This window comes from Pseudomonas sp. BIGb0558 (assembly GCF_024807515.1).
GTDB classification, from domain to species: domain Bacteria; phylum Pseudomonadota; class Gammaproteobacteria; order Pseudomonadales; family Pseudomonadaceae; genus Aquipseudomonas; species Aquipseudomonas yamanorum_A.
This window is the reverse complement of record NZ_JANUEW010000016.1, coordinates 1-17,377: the sequence shown is the minus strand read 5'-3', so window position 1 is coordinate 17,377 and position 17,377 is coordinate 1. Positions and strand designations below refer to the sequence as shown.

The 17,377-nt window shown below is 60.4% G+C and carries 13 protein-coding genes and 1 pseudogene; 8 read left to right on the top strand and 6 right to left on the bottom strand.

Features of this window, described 5'->3' with window-relative positions; genetic code table 11:
• Window positions 1–56: 56 nt before the first annotated feature.
• The 6 genes from M2400_RS19325 to vasI are packed head-to-tail and all read right to left on the bottom strand — an operon-like array spanning window position 57 to window position 8,867.
• A complete protein-coding gene (locus tag M2400_RS19325; RefSeq protein WP_259197609.1) occupies window positions 57–1,307 on the bottom strand; it encodes a T6SS immunity protein Tli4 family protein in 1,251 nt (416 codons plus the stop codon).
• Complete coding sequence (locus M2400_RS19320; RefSeq protein ID WP_259197608.1) at window positions 1,304–2,536, bottom strand: T6SS immunity protein Tli4 family protein; 1,233 nt, start codon at window positions 2,534–2,536, stop codon at window positions 1,304–1,306. The genes M2400_RS19325 and M2400_RS19320 overlap by 4 nt, the downstream gene beginning before the upstream one ends.
• Window positions 2,524–4,329, bottom strand: coding sequence for an alpha/beta hydrolase (locus M2400_RS19315; protein WP_259197607.1), 1,806 nt, complete (start codon window positions 4,327–4,329; stop codon window positions 2,524–2,526). Before M2400_RS19315 ends, M2400_RS19320 begins: the two co-directional genes overlap by 13 nt.
• Window positions 4,326–6,848, bottom strand: a complete 2,523-nt coding sequence (locus M2400_RS19310) for a type VI secretion system Vgr family protein (RefSeq protein ID WP_259197606.1) — start codon at window positions 6,846–6,848, stop codon at window positions 4,326–4,328. The genes M2400_RS19315 and M2400_RS19310 overlap by 4 nt, the downstream gene beginning before the upstream one ends.
• A 4-nt stretch (window positions 6,849–6,852) precedes the next feature.
• Window positions 6,853–8,265 carry a type VI secretion system protein TssA gene (gene tssA / locus M2400_RS19305; protein WP_259197605.1) on the bottom strand — a complete coding sequence of 471 codons (1,413 nt, stop codon included), beginning with the start codon at window positions 8,263–8,265 and terminating at the stop codon, window positions 6,853–6,855.
• Window positions 8,253–8,867, bottom strand: a complete 615-nt coding sequence (gene vasI / locus M2400_RS19300; RefSeq protein ID WP_259197743.1) for a type VI secretion system-associated protein VasI — start codon at window positions 8,865–8,867, stop codon at window positions 8,253–8,255. Before vasI ends, tssA begins: the two co-directional genes overlap by 13 nt.
• A 382-nt stretch (window positions 8,868–9,249) precedes the next feature.
• On the opposite strand from vasI, the gene tssB reads away from it, so the two are divergent.
• The 8 genes and pseudogenes from tssB to M2400_RS19260 all read left to right on the top strand — a co-directional run.
• Window positions 9,250–9,753 (top strand): type VI secretion system contractile sheath small subunit, encoded by a 504-nt coding sequence (tssB, locus tag M2400_RS19295; protein ID WP_259197604.1) that lies wholly within the window; start codon window positions 9,250–9,252, stop codon window positions 9,751–9,753.
• 37 nt (window positions 9,754–9,790) lie between these two features.
• Window positions 9,791–11,263: a type VI secretion system contractile sheath large subunit gene (gene tssC / locus M2400_RS19290; RefSeq protein ID WP_259197742.1), complete on the top strand. Its 1,473-nt coding sequence runs from the start codon at window positions 9,791–9,793 to the stop codon at window positions 11,261–11,263.
• A complete protein-coding gene (gene tssE, locus M2400_RS19285; RefSeq protein ID WP_259197603.1) occupies window positions 11,264–11,677 on the top strand; it encodes a type VI secretion system baseplate subunit TssE in 414 nt (137 codons plus the stop codon). It begins immediately after the preceding gene.
• Between the two features lie 7 nt (window positions 11,678–11,684).
• Window positions 11,685–13,451 carry a type VI secretion system baseplate subunit TssF gene (gene tssF / locus M2400_RS19280; RefSeq protein WP_259197602.1) on the top strand — a complete coding sequence of 589 codons (1,767 nt, stop codon included), beginning with the start codon at window positions 11,685–11,687 and terminating at the stop codon, window positions 13,449–13,451.
• The gene (gene tssG / locus M2400_RS19275) at window positions 13,415–14,437 is read left to right on the top strand and encodes a type VI secretion system baseplate subunit TssG (RefSeq protein ID WP_259197601.1); all 1,023 of its coding nucleotides are present in this window, start codon (window positions 13,415–13,417) and stop codon (window positions 14,435–14,437) included. The genes tssF and tssG overlap by 37 nt, the downstream gene beginning before the upstream one ends.
• Window positions 14,434–15,783, top strand: coding sequence for a type VI secretion system lipoprotein TssJ (gene tssJ / locus M2400_RS19270; RefSeq protein WP_259197600.1), 1,350 nt, complete (start codon window positions 14,434–14,436; stop codon window positions 15,781–15,783). The genes tssG and tssJ overlap by 4 nt, the downstream gene beginning before the upstream one ends.
• Window positions 15,784–15,820: 37 nt before the next feature.
• Entirely contained in the window at window positions 15,821–17,167 is a 1,347-nt protein-coding gene (tssK, locus tag M2400_RS19265) for a type VI secretion system baseplate subunit TssK (protein WP_259197599.1), read from the top strand.
• Window positions 17,160–17,377 (top strand): annotated as a pseudogene (locus M2400_RS19260) (DotU family type IV/VI secretion system protein); the annotation flags it as partial. The gene tssK and the pseudogene M2400_RS19260, both read left to right, overlap by 8 nt.

Here is a 17,377-nt window from a genome sequence, read left to right as displayed (position 1 = left end):
AAAACGATCTGCGCCCATCCCATCTTTTCCTTTATCCCTTAGCCGTCTTCCCACAGTCATGGCTTGCGCTCCGCAAAGCTGGCGATGAACTCATCGAGGATGCGTTTGCTTTCGGCAGCTTCCTCGGCACTGGGCCCGCGGATATTGGCCCAGGGATCCGGCTTGGGCGCGACCGCGCCGTAGCGGATTCGCACGGACTTGAGGATTGCGTCCCACACGGCCATGGCTTCGTAGTCGGTCAGCGAGGGGTTGACGGGCTCCGCAGGTGCTGGGAGCTGCCAAAGCGGGAGGTCGTAGCCTTTGTTGGCGAATTGGGGAAGGGTCCAGCGCACGAGGTCTTCTGGCTCATCGGGGTCAACTGGACCTGCGCTCATCCCCCCTGCTGAAAGACGGATACTCATGCCTGGGCGGCTCAGCGAGGGATTGTCTCGATAGTTCTCGCTGACAAAGAGTATTTGACGGTGAGTATCGTCACTGAAACCGATCAGGGACTCTTCCGCTTGCATGTCGGCCAGCGTGATTTTTCCAGCACGCAGATTTTCGTAATCGCCAGCGAGAAAAATCTTCGTGTCTTTTTGGGTGCGCACGCTCAAGCGTTCTTCGTCATCAGGCGAGAGCGCGTTGATGTAGATGCTCAGCGATACGTCCGAAGCAGGAGGACTAAAATCGAAGCTGGCGATTTCCTGATCGTGATGACTTCGGATCACAATCGACCCCAGGGCAAAGCCTGCACCGGCGTTCTCAGGTGAAACTTTGAATATTTCCTTGGACAGTTTTAACAGGCGGGCCTCAACGGGGGCGGTGTTGCCTTTAAAGGAGTCCGCGCGAAGCATGACGTAAGCGTCATCGACCAGCAGGTGGAATTCGTGAACGAAGGTCTGGCGCCGGGTTTGACGCATGTAGTATTGCAACATGGCACTTTGCGGTGTCTCTACCCTGGCCGAAACCAACATCGGTATATCGTCCATTTCATCGTTCTTGACCGCCGCGATCCTACTGGCCCGCTCACGTAAAGCTGCGTCAAACCGCTCCTGCGTCACGCCCTCCCCCAACACACGTACTTCAACGGACGAATGATCGGCGCCCAACCCGTAGTAGAGCTTCACGTCGCCGCCGCCACTCCAGTTAGCCGGCAAATCAATCAAGCCTCGGCCCAACGCCCAGGTGCGCATATGGGTAGTCATTTCGCTCACGTTGAGTTTCTCCTGCTCGCTGGGTTGTTTGAAGGCAGTGCATGCCGTGAGAGAGCCCAGCACCAGGCACATCAAAAGCCGACGCACGCCCACCACTTCACCTCTCAGGGTCATGGCTTGCGCTCCGCAAAGCTGGCGATGAATTCATCGAGGATACGTTTGCTTTCGGCAGCTTCCTCGGCACTGGGCCCGCGAATGTTGGCCCAGGGATCCGGCTTGGGCGCGACCGCGCCGTAGCGGATTCGCACGGACTTGAGGATTGCGTCCCACACGGCCATGGCTTCGTAGTCGGTCAGCGAGGGGTTGACGGGCTCCGCAGGTGCTGGGAGCTGCCAAAGCGGCAGTTTGTAGCCTTTGTTGGCGAATTCGGGGAGGGTCCAGCGGACAAGGTCTCTTGGTTTATCAGGATCAATGGCGGAGCGCTTTTTCCCACCCGCCGATAACCGGAAGCTCATGCCTGGACGACTCAGGGAGGGATTGTCTCGATAGTTCTCGCTGACAAAGAGTATTTGTCGGTGAGTATCGTCACTGAAGCCGATCAGGGACTCTTCCGCTTGCATGTCGGCCAGCGTGATTTTTCCAGCACGCAGATTTTCGTAATCGCCAGCGAGAAAAATCTTCGTGTCTTTTTGGGTGCGCACGCTCAAGCGTTCTTCGTCATCAGGTGAGAGCGCGTTGATGTAGATGTTCAGCGATACATCCGAAGCTGGCGGGCGAAAATAGAAGCTGGCGATTTCCTGATCGTGATGACTTCGGATCACAATCGACCCCAGGGCAAAGCCTGCACCGGCGTTCTCAGGTGAAACTTTGAATATTTCCTTGGACAGTTTTAACAGGCGGGCCTCAACCGGGGCTGTATCACCGTCATAGGATTCGGCGCGGAGCATGACGTAGGCGTCGCCAACCAGCAGATGGAATTCGTGCACGAAGGTATCCGGGAGTTCGGTGCTCTCGAAATACTGCAGCGTTACACTTTGCGGTGAGATCCGCACCGCCGAAACCAACATGGGCACATCAGACTGCTTATAGTTTTTGATCGCCGCGATTCGGTGCGCACGCTCATTCAATGCGGCATCAAACCGCTCCTGTGTCACGCCCTCCCCCAACACACGTACTTCAACGGACGAATGATCGGCGCCCAACCCGTAGTAGAGCTTCACGTCGCCGCCACCACTCCAGTTGGCCGGCAAATCAATCAAGCCTCGGCCCAACGCCCAAGTGCGCATATGGGTAGTCATTTCGCTCACGTTGAGTTTCTCCTGCTCGCTGGGTTGTTTGAAGGCAGTGCATGCCGCGAGAGAGCCCAGCACCAGGCAGACAAAAACAATGATCAGCCGACGCATAGAGGCCTCTTGGCTTTCGCCGCAATTTTGATGATCGAATAGAGAGTGAATTGCTGTGCCAACGGGTTGGTGTAGGACGCTTCATGATCAAAGCCGGGCGCCTTGATTTGCTGGTGGACGCCACCGTTGCGCGCCTGTTTTATCGGTGCGCTGCCGGAACTGACCGGTACCGTGCCGTCGCCGGAGCCGTCCTGCATCTTGCAATGCAGCTCCCAATAGCTGGTCTGCATGGTCTTGACGGGCGCATCGGGATCGCCACGCATCGGCGGTATCGGTTGCTCGTGGCCTCCGACATACACAGGGCTGCGGCCATCGTCTCTGACCTGATGCATCTCAAGATTGGAAACCGTGAAGCTATCGGGGTGTGAACCGTTAGGACCATTGAGGCGAGACCCGCGCTGCATTTTCCAGGTAATGGACTCGAAGCTTGGGTGCTTGTCTTCGCTGCCGTAGTAGACGTAGGTTTGAGGGTGATAAGACCCACTGATGTCTTGATGAAAGGTTTTTGCTCTCTTAATGTTGCCGGCGAATATCTTCCACGTAATTGCCTTTCCACCCTTCGGCGCCAACCACTCCTCACGCAACAATCCCCACCAACGGTCACGACGTAAATAGATCTCTTCGTAAGGATCTTTTACCGGTTGGCGCGGCATCGCCGAAAGGCCCCGGTCGTCGATCAGCCTCAGCCAGCCGGGCGTGTAATCTTGGGTCGGCAGCAATTGCAACGCACCGGGTGCCTGCGCGAACACCGCAGTGACTTCCTGCCCGCTGGGGCCAATTACCGCACCGGCAATCGGGTCTTCGTCGCTCATGCCAACCTTGCATCGGCGATACGCCACTGGCGCCCCTGTCGCGGGCATTACGCCGTGCACCACTCCGGCGATCTTGGCGGTCATGCCTGGCAGTTGTGCACAGCGCCTTGCCACCAGCCCGCCCATGGAGTGCGTGACCAGAATAACCTGCTGACAGTTGCGACCGTATTGGTGCACCAGCTCTTCAATGCGCTCGGCCAGCCTGAGTGCCGCCTGCTCGTTGGAATCCAACCAGTTATACCCACACGCATGCACCGGCATTCGATAGTCACCGCGCGCCAACAACTCATCCGAGATAACCGGCGGCAACTGACTGGCCAGGTTAGCCCCCAATCCCGGCATGGCAATGGGGACTTCGGGCTTTAACCGGGTGATATGAGTCGGCCCAGGTTCGACAGCAAGGGTATGCAGATGCTCGGGCCGAATGTCGAATTGCGGCCATTGGTGAGGCAGGAACTGGTTGTTCAGGGCTTCTTCCAACCAAAGAAGAAACGCGTGGTAGCTGGTCTCACTGACCTCGCCCCAGCCGCGTTCCCTATAGCGTTTGGTCAGGGCCTGGGTAGGGTTTTTATTGTCCGACGCCGACTGCGCCATGACCGTGCCAGCAGGACGTTTGGGCACTGCGCCTTCGTTATCAACTTCCACCCTGGCCGGATGCAAAAGCTTTTGTCGGATGCCTGCCTTTTTGTTGATCCAGTTCATGGCCAGCCACATATTCTTGCCCATGAACCCCGCATCCAGGCGCCAGACGGGTACGCCAGCCTCCTCTTGCTCTCCGCCTTCCTGTTCGGCAGGCTTGCTCTTCAAATTCGACCCCATAATCCCCGGCACAAAAATCACCGGCAATATCCCGTCCGGCGGCAATATGCAGTGCACCGGGTCGGTGATATGGCTGGGCGTCAGCGTCCAGGTATGCACGGGATTGCCCCGGGCGTTGTAGGTCATGGGCGCAACGCGAGGCGCCGACGGGTTATCGGTCATGCAGGTTCTCCGTTTTCAAGCCACTCCAATACAAGCCCTTCCAGCGTCATGCCCTGTTGCAGGGTGACGAAGCCTTCAGCATCGGTACGTCCTTCAAAACGTGCGCCATCCTTGCGAACCAAGGCATAGGCGCGGTTTCGGACAGGTTTTCCGTCGGTAAAGAAGGTTTGAAAGCGTTCGTTAAACGATGTGCTGGGCCAGCTATTGAGTTCCATTGCGGCATTGCCGGGATCAAGGAAGTACTTGTTCGCAGCCTTCACCGTGAAGTTGCCGGGCATCCCCATCTCGATATTGCCGCCCTGCATCTTGATGTAAGCCCCACCGCACAACAGGGTGATGTGCTTGTCCGCCGCCACCAGCACGTGTTGCTGGCTGGCGCTGACTTCCACGCTTTGATCCGCTTGCACATGGATGCTGTTGTGCTGGGCCTGCAACAGCAACTGGCCGTGATGGGCGATATGGCGCATGTCGCCACCCTGGGCAAACAGTCCGAGCTCATCGCCGGCATTGATCACCACCTTCCTGCCGGCGGTGAGTTGCAGATTGTGTTGCGCCACGCTGTCGATGTGCTCGCCTGCACCCATGGCAATACTGCGGGACGTCGCGGCAGCGATGCCGGCGGGCCCGCTTAACGCGATGATGGGTTGCGTGCCATCGTCTGAGCCATTGGTCTGATCATTGGCACCCTGGCCGAACGCGTTCACGGCATCAGTCAGGGACTGTTGCGGCTGCGCATCCTGGGCAATTCCTTGGGCCTTTTCAGCAGATGCTCCCAGCTGCTTGGCCAATGCCAGGGCGGCTTGCAACACCTCGATGACCTGCTGGCGTTCCAGTTGACCCGCGCCGGCCTTCAGTTGAGCTTCAGCGGTCAGCAATAAACCTTTTGCTGCGCGTAACGCGCCGTGACCATCCGTACGCAACTCAAAACCTTCCCCCCTGGGTTTACCGCCACCATAGTGGCGTGGATGGGTGAGGTATCCCAGATGCAGCGCGCTATGTTCGTGATCACTCATTAGCGCCGCGCTGATTTGCGCAGTGGTGTCGTCAATGCGCAACTCATTGGCTCGTGTGCCTTTGAATTCGCGACTTTTGGTCGTCGCTACTGCGTTTAGCTTAGGTAGCTCATAGGGCGGCAGATTGGTCTCGCGGTACGCGCTTCCGGTGGCGATCGGCTGGTCGGGATCACCGTCCAGATAGCTGATCACCAGTTCCTGGCCCACACGCGGGATGGCCATGGAACCCCAGGTCGCCCCGGCCCAGCCTTGGGTGACGCGGATCCAGCAGGAGCTGTGGTCGTTGTTTTTGTCCGCGCGATCCCACGGGAACTGCACCTTGACCCGGCCCCATTCATCGCAATAGATCTCTTCTCCCGGCGGGCCGACCACGGTGGCGATCTGCGGGCCGTCGATGCAGGGTTTGTTGCGCAGCGGAGCCTTCCATTCCGAGGTCCAGCGGATGGCGCTGGCTTTCAACGAGTAAGAGGTGCCCAGGCCACTACCGAACGATTCTTCCTGCAAACTGGTGTGCTGTTTGCCTTCGTGCCTGATGGCGATGGTGCGCCAGCGGTCATTGAAGTCTTCACGGGGATGATCGTTGAGGTCGAAGGCCAACCCCGGCTGCAGGCGTTCATCGTCGCCTTCCAGATGGGCCAGTTTGGCGTCGCTGCGTAGCGCCGCCAGCCGCGTCTTGGTAAAGGGTTTGCCGGCGATATCGCGTTTGTAGCGGCCGGGATAGTCGTAGCGTTCGTAGTCCTTGTGCTGGTTGTTCAAATCCTGGTCGCCGGTGGCGGTGTGCTGCTGGTTGTAGTACGGGTGGGTGAAGGTGTAGTCGCGCTGCACCTGGCGCGCCGTGCGCACTTGTTCGGTGTAGTGAAAGCGTTTCAATGCCGGTTCCAGGGAGTCGCCGCCACTCATGGGCTGGTAGATCACCGGGCAGTCGGTGTGGGTGCCGATGGTGCCGAGGCAGCCGACGCGGTCGGTGAGGACGAGGGTGTGGCCGTCGACGCGGTGTTCGAAGGTGTAGAGCAGGCCTTCTTCGGCGGCGAGGCGGGCGATGAAGTCGAGGTCGGTTTCGCCGGCCTGTACGCAGTATTCGCGGGGTTGGTGCTCGAAGCAGATTTCGCTGCGGATGTCGGTCAGCTTCTGCTCGGCCAGCAGGCCGGTGATGATGTCGGGCACTGCCTGGGCCTGGAAGATGCGCCAGTTGGAACGCAGGTCGAAACGGGACAGGGTCGGTTCGACCACGGCGGTATAGCGGGTGCGGCGAAAGCCGGTGTCGCCTTGTTGGAACAGGCTGACCAGGCCGTGGACGTAGCGCACCGGGGTGTCGTCGCGCCAAATGGTGAACACCGCAGCCAGATCGAGCATGCGGTAGAAGTCGATGGCCGGGTGGTGGCTGACCAGCTCCAGCTCAAGTTTGAACGGCCGGGAGAGGCCTTCTTCGAGGGTGAACGAGACCACTTCGAAGGGATCGCCCCGCAGCGGTTGGAAGGTGTAACGCAGGTCGCTTTGACGGGGCATGCGACTAATCCTTAACGTCACTGATAACAGCTGCCACTTTCTGATACAGCTGCGGCTCCCAGCCCCGCGCCGGGGTCTCGCGCATCAACCGCGCAACGTTGGCGTACAGGTCGTCCGCCAGCCACGACAAACCCCGCGAGGCCAACAGGTCGGCGGCAATCACGCTGGCGTAGCTGCGCTGGCGCGGGGCGTCTTGGGCGGCGTGCAGTTCCTGCAGGCGCAGCAGCACTCGCTCAACGCCTTCAGTGTTGAGTTGGGCGGCCAGTTCGTCGCGCAGGCCGGCGTATTCCTGCACCGGGCTGCCGGTGGTTTGCGCCTGATCGGCACCGCTGATCCAGGCCTGGGTTTGCGCATCCACGAACGGCGTGCCGTCGCTGAAACACAACTCCAGCAGTGCCGGCAAACGGCAGACAAACCGCTCGCAGGTCTGGCGAATGGCAGCAGCTACCTCTTCCATCGCCAGGCGCGAGGCGACGTGGGCGGCCAGATAACTGCCGCGCAGCCAGTACGGCGAGGCGCAAACGCTTTTTTCGATGCGCAGCAACAGGTTCGGCTCAATGGCGTTGTGGTTCAGCGCGTCCTGATAGCCGTCGACGATATCCTTGGGCACGGCGGTCAACTCAGTGCGACGGTCGCGGGTGATGAGAGGCGCAGTTCGCAGGTGCGCCCACAGGCCGAAGCGGCGCAATTGGTAGCCGGTGGGGTCGTAGGGGTCTTGCTGGTTGATCTGCTCGGCCATGATCAACACGGCGCGGCGTTGTTCGCGCTCGTTGCTGGGGGCTTGCGGTTTGGGGAAAAAGGCTGACTCCAGCACGCTGCCGGAGGTGGCCACACGGGCGGGGCCAGTGGCAACGACCGGCTCGCTGTATTTGTTCAACTGGCGTTGCAACGCCTCCAGCGGCGCGGGGTCGAGCCTGGCGCTTTCGGCACAGCGTTGCAGATTGGCCAGGGCCAGTTCCGCCACGGCTTGGTAGACCGGTTCATAGCTGCTGCGTTCCAGGGTCGGCAACACCTGGCCGAGGTCGCCCAACAGGCGCTGCACTTGCTTGCGTTTGTTCAAGTAGCCGGTGGGGCCGGGCTTGGGGTGGGCACTGTCCCAATACATTTCCACCATGCCGGCCAACAAACCCAGGGCATCGGCCCAGCGCACCCATTGCCGGGTGCGCAGCCACACCACCTGCAGGTGAGCGAGGATGCGCCAGTGCTTGCATTGGGTGGCGAGGTATTGGCGAGAGGCTTCGTCGATATACGGCCAGTCGATATCGCCTTCACGCAGGCCGCCGAGCTTGACCATTTCCTGGTCGATGGCCTGGTAGGTTTCGTCCTCCACATCGAAATGCCCGGCAGGTTGCTCCGAATCGATGGGGGTCAGCAGCAACTTGACGGTGTCCGCCGGTACGTCGATTACCAGCGACATGCTTGGCGCTCCTGCTCGATCAGCTCACCCAACCCTTCAGCGTCGAAGACCAGGCCATGCAGCCGCGGGTAGTCACTCTCCAGTCGCAGGCGCTGGCCGCCACCCATGTTGCGCAACAAGGCAATCGCCTGCAGCCCGCGCCCGGCATCGACCACCAGCCCGGCGTCATCCAGCACCTGCCAATGATAGGCCTCGGAGACCGGCCGTTCATCCTTGAACAGCTGGATGCGAATTTTGTTGGGCTTGGCCGGCTCATCCAGCACCAATTGCAGGCGCGAGATTTTCGATTCGCAACTGATGGCCAGGTACGGTCGAGGCGGCAGCGCGCCCAACGCGGGGGCTGAGATCACCATCCGGTGTTGCTGGTCGTTGTCCGGCTCCGGGAATGACGACAACAGAAACCGCTGATCCTCGGGTGGGCGCTTGGCTTCATTGCGTTGCACCAGATCGACAATCGGCAACACCCGGCCCAAGGCGCGTGGCGGCGCAGGTGGTTGATGAACCGGCGTGCCGGCCGCCAGATCAAAACACTCCAGGCGCTTCAAGGGCGAGACGATGGCAGGGCAATCCAGAGTTGCCGCCTGCGCGTCCATCACCGCCACAACCGCCAAGCAGAGCCCCCATTTACATTCTCGCCATCCGTTGCGCATCAACGTCTCCTGATATGCCTCGTTGAAATCCAAACCGAATATTTTCCACTTCCAAACCAAAGTTACCTGGACCGAAAGTCAAATTAATTAACTTGCAAAGCGTCACCCGTACTCAATGGACAGGCAAGTAAAAGACGCACAACACACCACCAAACCCTTAATAAAAAGAGGCATCTTTCAGACACCTCCATAAATAACGTAGGAATTTTAGAAACACCAAGCGCAAAGCAATTTCCTACATCCGAAGACCACGAATCGCGTCCATGTCGTCCTACAAGACAAACTTTGCAACAGCTGGCTCTAATACGCCGACCTTTAGAAAAGGATTTTCCCCATGTCGAAAACTCAGGGTTCTGTCGCCCCCAAAGAGCGCGTCAACATCAAGTATGTCCCGGCCACGGGCGACCAACAGGCTGAAGTCGAGTTGCCGCTGAAGTTATTGATCACAGGTGACTTCAAAGGCCACGGCGAACTAACTGCGCTGGAGGATAGACAATCCATTCGGATAGACAAGGACACCTTCAACGAAGTCCTGACCAAAGCCGAAGTTGCTCTGGACATGGCAGTTCCGTCTGTTCTGAACAACGACCATGGCACCGACTTGAACGTGCAATTTCAATTCAAAAACATCCACGACTTCGGCCCCGACGCCGTCGCTCGCCAAGTGCCTGAGTTGAACAAGTTGCTGGAATTGCGTGAAGCCTTAGTTGCGCTCAAAGGCCCCATGGGCAATGTCCCGGCCTTTCGCAAACACCTGCAAAGCCTGCTGACCGATGAAACGGCCCGCCAACGCCTGGCCAGCGAATTGAACCTGGTGCTCGACGCGCCCAACCACTGATTTGAATGCCCTTTTCAACGGAGTACTCCCCATGACTATGGAAAGCGCCGTCGCCCAAGTATTGGTGATTGACGAACCACCGTCGTTGCTCGACCAACTGCTGGCCAACACCACCATTCGCCCGTCCCAGGAAGGCTATGCCGTCGCCCGCCAGGGCGTGGCAGCGTTCATCAGTGAGATCCTGCAAAGCGGCGACCACCTGCAGCCGGTCAACAAGCATCGGGTCGACCAGATGATTGCCGAAATCGACCGCGCGTTGAGCCAGCAGATGGACGTGATCCTGCATCAGCCGCAGTTCCAGCAACTGGAGTCGGCGTGGCGCGGCCTGAAGCTGCTGGTGGATCGCACGGATTTTCGCGAGAACATCAAACTGGAAATGCTCCATGTCACCAAAGAGGAACTGCTGGACGACTTCGACAATGCGGGCGATATCACCCGTAGCGGCCTGTACAAACACACCTACACCTCCGGCTACGGCCAGTTTGGTGGCGAGCCTATTGCGGCGATGATTGGCAACTACACCTTTGGCCCGTCGTCGCCGGACATGAAGCTGCTGAGCTACGTCGCTTCCGTGGGCGCCATGGCCCACGCCCCCTTTGTGATGGCTGCCGGTCCTGAGTTCTTCAACCTCAACAGCTATCAGGACCTGCCGTCGGTCAAGGAAGTCAGCGACATTTTTGAAGGGCCCGGCCATACCAAATGGCGCAGCCTGCGTGAGATGGAAGACTCCAAATACATCGCCGCGACGCTGCCGCGCTTCTTGCTGCGTTCGCCGTACGATGGATTGGAGAACCCGATCCGTAGCTTCAACTACAACGAAACTGTTGACGGCAACCATGACAATTACCTGTGGGGCAACACCGCGTTCCTGATGGCTTCACGCATCACCGACAGCTTCGCCCGCTACCGCTGGTGCCCGAACATCATCGGCCCGCAGTCCGGCGGCGCAGTGGACGATCTGCCGGTGCACCTGTACGAATCCCTCGGCCAGTTGCAGGCCAAGATCCCCACCGAAGTGCTGATCTCCGACCGCAAGGAATTCGAGCTGGCCGAAGCCGGTTTTATCCCGCTGACCATGCGCAAGGACAGCGACAACGCGGCGTTCTTCTCTGCCAATTCAATACAGAAACCGAAAAACTTTCCCAAGACCCGCGAAGGCCAGGAAGCCCAGACCAACTACAAGCTCGGCACCCAGTTGCCGTACCTGTTCATCGTCAATCGCCTGGCCCACTACGTCAAAGTGCTGCAACGCGAACAACTCGGCAGCTGGAAGGAACGCCAGGACCTGGAGCGCGAGTTGAACACCTGGCTCAAGCAGTACATCGCCGATCAGGAAAACCCGTCGTCCGATGTGCGCAGCCGTCGCCCCTTGCGCGCCGCGCAAATCGTCGTGCAGGACGTGGCCGGCGATCCGGGCTGGTACCAGGTGTCGTTGGCCGTGCGGCCGCACTTCAAGTACATGGGCGCCAACTTCGAGATCTCGCTGGTCGGACGGCTGGACACCCACTAAGTGGGCACCAGCCTGTTCGAACGCCTGGAACCCGACGCAGCGCGCTACCGCCCCGGCAGCGCGGATGAACAGGAGCGACAGCGTGTCGAGACGATCAAACGCCACTTGGAACAGGTGCTCAACTCACACCAGGGCTGCTCGCAAAGCAGCCCTGAACTGGGCCTGCGCGATTTCAACGGCGTCACCCAAGCCAGCAGTGATCTGGCGGTAGCGATCAGCGCCGATATCCGGCGTTCGGTGGAAGCATTTGAACCACGCATCAAGGTCACGGGCGTGCGCTTTCAGCCCGACCCGGACCTGCCGCTGGAACTGAACTTTCGCCTGGATTGCCAGGTGCAGGTCAATCACAAGGAAGAACAGGTGCAGATCGAGGTGGCCATGCATGGCCGCGACGGCTACACCCGCGTGAAATGAGGATGCGATGGACTTGAAACAACGCTTTGCCGAGGAGTTGCGCTACCTGCGCGAACTCGGCCGCGAGTTTGCCGAGGACAATCCACAGTTGGCGCAGTTTCTTGGCGACAAGGCGGGTGACCCCGACGTGGAACGGTTGCTGGAAGGTTTTGCCTTCCTCACCGCCAAGCTCGGCATGAAGATCGACGACGACTTGCCGGAGCTGACCCATCCGTTGCTGCAAATGCTCTGGCCCAACTACCTGCGGCCCTTGCCCAGCGCGACCATCATCCGCTTCGAGCCACGGCCCAATGCGATCAGTCAACGCAAGGTGATTCCCAAGGGCACGCGGCTGTTTGCCAAGCCCGTGGACGGCATCTCCTGCGAGTTTCGCACCTGCACCGACGTCAACCTGTACCCATTGACTTTGGCGCACGTCAGCGATGCCCACAGCCGCGAAGCCTCGACGCTGCGCATCGACCTCGACGTGTTGACCCAGCAACCGCTCGACAGCCTTGAGTGCGATCAGCTGGACTTTCACCTGGGCGGCGACAACGCCACCGCACTGACCCTGTACCTGTGGCTGTCCCGTTACCTCAAAAGCGTCACCCTGTACGTCAACAACACGCCCTATCGCCTGAACCCGAGCGAGTTGGGCTTTCCCGGTTTCACCACCGAAGAGGCACTGCTGCCCTACCCGCGCAACGTGTTCGATGGCTACCGCATCCTGCAGGAATATTTTGTGTTGCCGCAGCGGTTCCACTTTTTCAGCCTGACCCGGCTGGCCAAGGCCTGGCCGGCCGTCAGCACGGGACAGATTCGCTTCGAGTTTCAGTTCTCCCGGCCGATGCCGGTCAATACGCATTTGCGCACATCAGACCTTCACCTGTTCTGCGCACCGGCGGTCAATCTGTTCCGTCACGATGCCGAACCCATCGCGCTGGATGGCCGCAGCCAGGAGCGGCGCATCAGCCCCAGTGCCAACCGCTTCGGCGCCTTTGAGATTTTCAGTGTCGACCAGGTGGCCGGCTGGGACGCCGCCGACAAGGAGCGCAAGGGCGATCCGCTGCGGCGCTTTACTCCGTTCGAGTCGTTCCAGCATGAGATTGAGCATGCCCGGGGCCGCACCGCGCTGTACTTCCGCACGCATATCGAGGAGTCCCACGGGCGCGAGGGCTTGCGTCATCGCATCGCCTTTGTGCGTGGCGATGAAAGCCTGTACATCGGCGAGCATGAAACGGCCTCGATCGAACTGACCTGCACCAACCGCGACCTGCCATTGGCGCTGGGCGTGGGTGATGTGTCGCTGTCCAACGAGGCCACGCCGTCGTTTGCCACCTATACCAATCTGATTGCACCGACCCGTTCCTACCGGCCGGTACTGGATGCCAGCCTGCACTGGACGCTGATTTCCAACCTGTCGCTGAACTACCTGTCGTTGCTGTCGGCCGAGCCGCTCAAGGCCGTGATCCGCGCCTATGACTTCGCCGCCCTGCACGACCTGCAACAGGCCCGCGCTACCCGCAAGCGCCTCAACGGTATCCAGGATGCCGTGACCACGCCCATCGACTGGCTGATGAAAGGCCTGCCCGTGCGCGGCGTACAAACCCGTCTGCGACTGGACCAGGACGCCTTCCTCTGCGAGGGCGAGCTGTACCTGTTCGCCAGCGTGCTTTCGCACTTCTTTGCCCTCTACGCGAGCATCAACTCCTTCCACCGTTTGGAAGTGATCAATACCACCAACAACGAGTGCTATGAATGGCCACTGTTGACCGGCAGACAACCCGTGATCTAGCCGATGTGCTGCTGGCCGACGCGCGGAACTACTCGTTTCACCGTTTGCTGGAGCACTTGCACGCCTTGCATGGCGATGACCTGGAAGCGCGCCCCTTGAGTGCGGCGGCGCGCCGTCGCGTGCGCCTGCAAAGCCATGCGGGACTGGGTTTTCCGGCCTCCGATGTGGTCGAGGCGGCACGCATTGAAGAGGACCGCGAAGAGGTGCGCTACCGCTTGCAGACCAGCTTCTTCGGCCTGCACGGCACCGACTCGCCTTTGCCCGGCTATTACCTGGATCGCCTGGCGTATGAGCAGGCCCAGGAGCGCGGGATTCGCCCGGCGTTCATGGACTTTTTCAATCATCGCTTGCTGACCCTGCTGCACACCAGTTGGCGCAAGTACCGCTACTACATTCGCTTCCAGGCCGAGGCCAGCGACCGCTTTTCGCGTTACGTGTTCTCGATGGTCGGGCTGAACGACAACGACTTGCGCGGTGCGACGCCGCTGCCGTGGGGGCGATTGCTGAGCTTCTCCGGCTTGATCGCCAGTCGTAGTCGCTCGCCTTCGGTAGTGTCCGGGATCGTCGAGCATTGCTTCGATCTGCACGGCGTCTACATCCGTGAATTCGAGACGCGCTCGGTGAGGTTGCCGCAGCGTCAGCGCATGGCGCTGGGCAAGGCCAACGCCACCTTGGGCAGCGATTTTGTGGTGGGTGACCGCAGCAAGACCCGCGCCAGCAAGTTCACCCTCGTCATTCCCAACCTGACCCAGGCGCGCTTTCGGCAGTTTTTGCCCAGCGGTGATCAGTTCGGGCGCTTGCGCCAATTGATGGATTTTCTGCTGCGCGATGCCACCGCCTATGACCTGGAACTGGGGCTGCGCGAAGAAGATGTACCGCCGTTCAACCTGCAACGCTCCAGCGGCACCCACCTGGGCTGGACCAGTTTTATCGAAGATCAGGAACAACGTCATCCCGCCGTGGTGCGGATTCGGGGGCGCGCATGAAACTGACTCTGGTTATCAATAATCCTGCGCAGTTGCTGCACGGGTATTTGCCCCTTCACCGGTTTGGCCCACAGGGCGGCAGCATCGGCAGTGCCGCAGAGGACTGGCGCCTGGATGATCGCCACAACAGCGTACGCCCCAACCACTGCGACATCCGCGTCGTCGAAGGGCGGTTCTGCGTGATCGACCGCAGCGGTAGAACCTACGTCAACGGCCACGACCTGCCGCTTGAGCGCCATGTTGCAATAAGCCTCAACGACGGTGATCGATTGCAGATTGGTGCATATCAGGTCGCGGTGCAGTTGGGCGAGCACGCCCCAGGGCAGCATTCGCTCGATGAGCTTCTCGGTGACCATGCTGAGGGGATGCACGTGTGGCATCAGGAAGATCTGCCGAGTCGGCCACCGGCGGATAAGCGACCTGCCACTTGCCCGGAATTCGAGCGTCTTTGCCAACCCGTGGACTTGACGGAGCAAGGCGACCCTCTCCGAGCGATGCATACAGCGCCGTCGCCCGAACCACTCGCGGATATTGGCGCGCCTGCACACAAGCGCAGCGCTAGCCTGTTCAGCAACCTGCGCCTGGGCACCTTATTGCTCGCCTGCCTCACCCTCGGCGGCTGCACCATGCTCGGCAAGATCGGCCAGGTGATCTGGACCCCGTCGATCCCGGTCGGCGGCCCCGACGATCAGCCCAGCCGCTACTCCCTGAGCCTGTACGCCAGTGACGAAGTCAATCCGCGCCTGATCAGCACCGGCACGGCACTGGATGAAGACGCGAGCCGTTCGCCCTACACCCTCAACGTGCAGGCAACCAGCCCACAAGCCCTGACGGACAAAGTACAAACCCTGCTCAGTCACCTTTACGAAAGCGTGCCGGCCCAGTCGCCATTGAGCGAGGAGCCAGCCACCGTCGTGCCGATGTCGCCCATCGAAGACGCCCTGCTGGGTGACTACGACGCTCAGGGTGTAAGCCTCACCACGCCATGGGGCAACCCGGCGCTGGCGCATGTCGCCACGCCCATCGCCTTCAAGGTCTTGCAGTTGACCGATGACTCGCTGCTGGTCAACGCCAGCCCACAAGCCATGGCCGACGACCTGAAAAAGACCCTGGGCAGCACCTACATCCGCGCCGACGACTACCTGCTCAACCCCGGCCAATTCAAGTTCATCGACCTGCGCACCCTGGATGAAGACACCCGGTTTATCGCGGTGATTGCCAACTACCACAACACCGATGCAGGCCAGTGGAAACAGCGGCTGCGCGTCGAGCCCAAGGGCCGCCAGTACGCCGTGCTGGTGCAGTTGGATGCCGCCCAGGTCAGCCTCAAGGGAGAAACCCGATGACGCCTTTTTCAGCCGCTTTTGCCCCGAGTAATTACCGATGAGTTCACGCAACCCCGTCATCTGGCATGAAGGTTTGTTCGTTAAACCCCAGCACTTCCAGCAACAGGCCCGCGCCGCCGAAGCCGCCGTGCACCAGCGCCTGCACAGCCTCAACGACGCGCTCTATGGCTTCAGCGAACTGGCGTTGAACGACGAATACCTGAGCTTCGGCAAAATCGCCATTACCCAGGCACGCGGGATCATGCCGGATGGCAGCGTCTTCGACATTCCCCGCGACCTGGCACCGCCCTCCCCACTGGAGATCGCCGACAGCAGCGCGGTCGGCCAGATCGTCTACCTGGCCCTGCCGCTGCGTTCCAACGGCGCCCTCGAAGTGCGCTGGCCCGAGCAGTACGGCAACAGCCGCTATATTGCCCGCCGCGAGGAAATTCGCGACACCCACAGCGATGACGGCGATCAGGTCGGCATGGACCTGGCCGTGCCCAACCTGCAACTGATGCTCGAACGCAGCGACCGCAGCGCCTTCACCGGCATTGCCCTGGGCAAAATCAAGGACAAGCGCCCGGACGGCAGCCTGGTGATGGATGAGCATTTCTACCCCACCAGCCTGTCCCTGCAAGCCGTGCCGGCGTTGTACCGCTACTTGGGTGAGGTGGCCGGACTGATGCGCGAGCGGGCCAAGAACCTGGCCCAGCGGATCGGCTCACCGGGGCAGTCGGGGGTGGCCGATGTCACCGACTTCAACCTGCTGCAAACCCTCAACCGCTTGTTCCCGTTGTTCCAGCACCTGGCCCGCCAGCGTCAGGTTCACCCGGAGCGGCTGTACATCGCACTGGCCCAGGCTTGCGGCGAGTTGGTGACCTTTACCGATGAGGGCCACCTGCCCCAGGAATACCCGGCCTACCAGCACGACAACCTGCGCGAATCCTTCCAGATGCTGGAGCACACCCTGCGCCGCGCCCTCGGCACGGTGCTGCAACCACGCGCGGTGTCGTTGCCGATTGTCGTTCAGCAATACGGGGTACGTACCGCCGCCTTGAACGATAAACGCCTGCTGGACAACGCCGAGTTCATCCTCGCCGTGCGGGCTGAATTGCCGGCGGAAACCCTGCGCCAGCAACTGCCCAAGCAGATCAAGGTCACCTCCACCGAAGGCCTGGAGCAACTGGTCAGCCTGCAACTGCCGGGCATTCCACTGCGGCCGCTGCCGGTGGCGCCACGGCACCTGCCGTTCCATGCCGGCTTCAGCTACTTCGAACTCGACCGCCATCACCCCGCCTGGCAAAGCCTGAGCAGTGGCAGCGGGTTTGGTTTCCATATCGCCGGCGAATTCCCGGAGCTGGAGTTGCAGTTCTGGGCAATCAGGAGTGAGAGAGATGAATGAAGCAACACCCACCGACACCACGCCACCTGCGGACAACAATGAGCTCTTGGGTTATTTGCAACAGGCGACCGGCAGCAAGGAACCGGACTCCGCCGAGGAGCAGACCAAGCCCAAGCCGCCCGTGCTACTCGCCGACCCTGAATTCGTTATGCGCGGTGTGGCCTGGAACCCGTTGTGCGATGCCGCCACGCCGCTGATCGGCCTGGTGAT

What these genes read in the sequence shown, in the direction of transcription:
- tssC (WP_259197742.1), top strand. Translation starts at nt 9,791, where the DNA reads ATGGAAAGCGCCGTCGCCCAAGTATTGGTGATTGACGAACCACCGTCG.
- tssJ (WP_259197600.1), top strand. Translation starts at nt 14,434, where the DNA reads ATGAAACTGACTCTGGTTATCAATAATCCTGCGCAGTTGCTGCACGGG.
- tssB (WP_259197604.1), top strand. Translation starts at nt 9,250, where the DNA reads ATGTCGAAAACTCAGGGTTCTGTCGCCCCCAAAGAGCGCGTCAACATC.
- M2400_RS19315 (WP_259197607.1), bottom strand. Translation starts at nt 4,329, where the DNA reads ATGACCGATAACCCGTCGGCGCCTCGCGTTGCGCCCATGACCTACAAC.
- tssK (WP_259197599.1), top strand. Translation starts at nt 15,821, where the DNA reads ATGAGTTCACGCAACCCCGTCATCTGGCATGAAGGTTTGTTCGTTAAA.
- M2400_RS19320 (WP_259197608.1), bottom strand. Translation starts at nt 2,536, where the DNA reads ATGCGTCGGCTGATCATTGTTTTTGTCTGCCTGGTGCTGGGCTCTCTC.
- tssG (WP_259197601.1), top strand. Translation starts at nt 13,415, where the DNA reads ATGGCCACTGTTGACCGGCAGACAACCCGTGATCTAGCCGATGTGCTG.
- M2400_RS19325 (WP_259197609.1), bottom strand. Translation starts at nt 1,307, where the DNA reads ATGACCCTGAGAGGTGAAGTGGTGGGCGTGCGTCGGCTTTTGATGTGC.
- M2400_RS19310 (WP_259197606.1), bottom strand. Translation starts at nt 6,848, where the DNA reads ATGCCCCGTCAAAGCGACCTGCGTTACACCTTCCAACCGCTGCGGGGC.
- tssF (WP_259197602.1), top strand. Translation starts at nt 11,685, where the DNA reads ATGGACTTGAAACAACGCTTTGCCGAGGAGTTGCGCTACCTGCGCGAA.
- tssA (WP_259197605.1), bottom strand. Translation starts at nt 8,265, where the DNA reads ATGTCGCTGGTAATCGACGTACCGGCGGACACCGTCAAGTTGCTGCTG.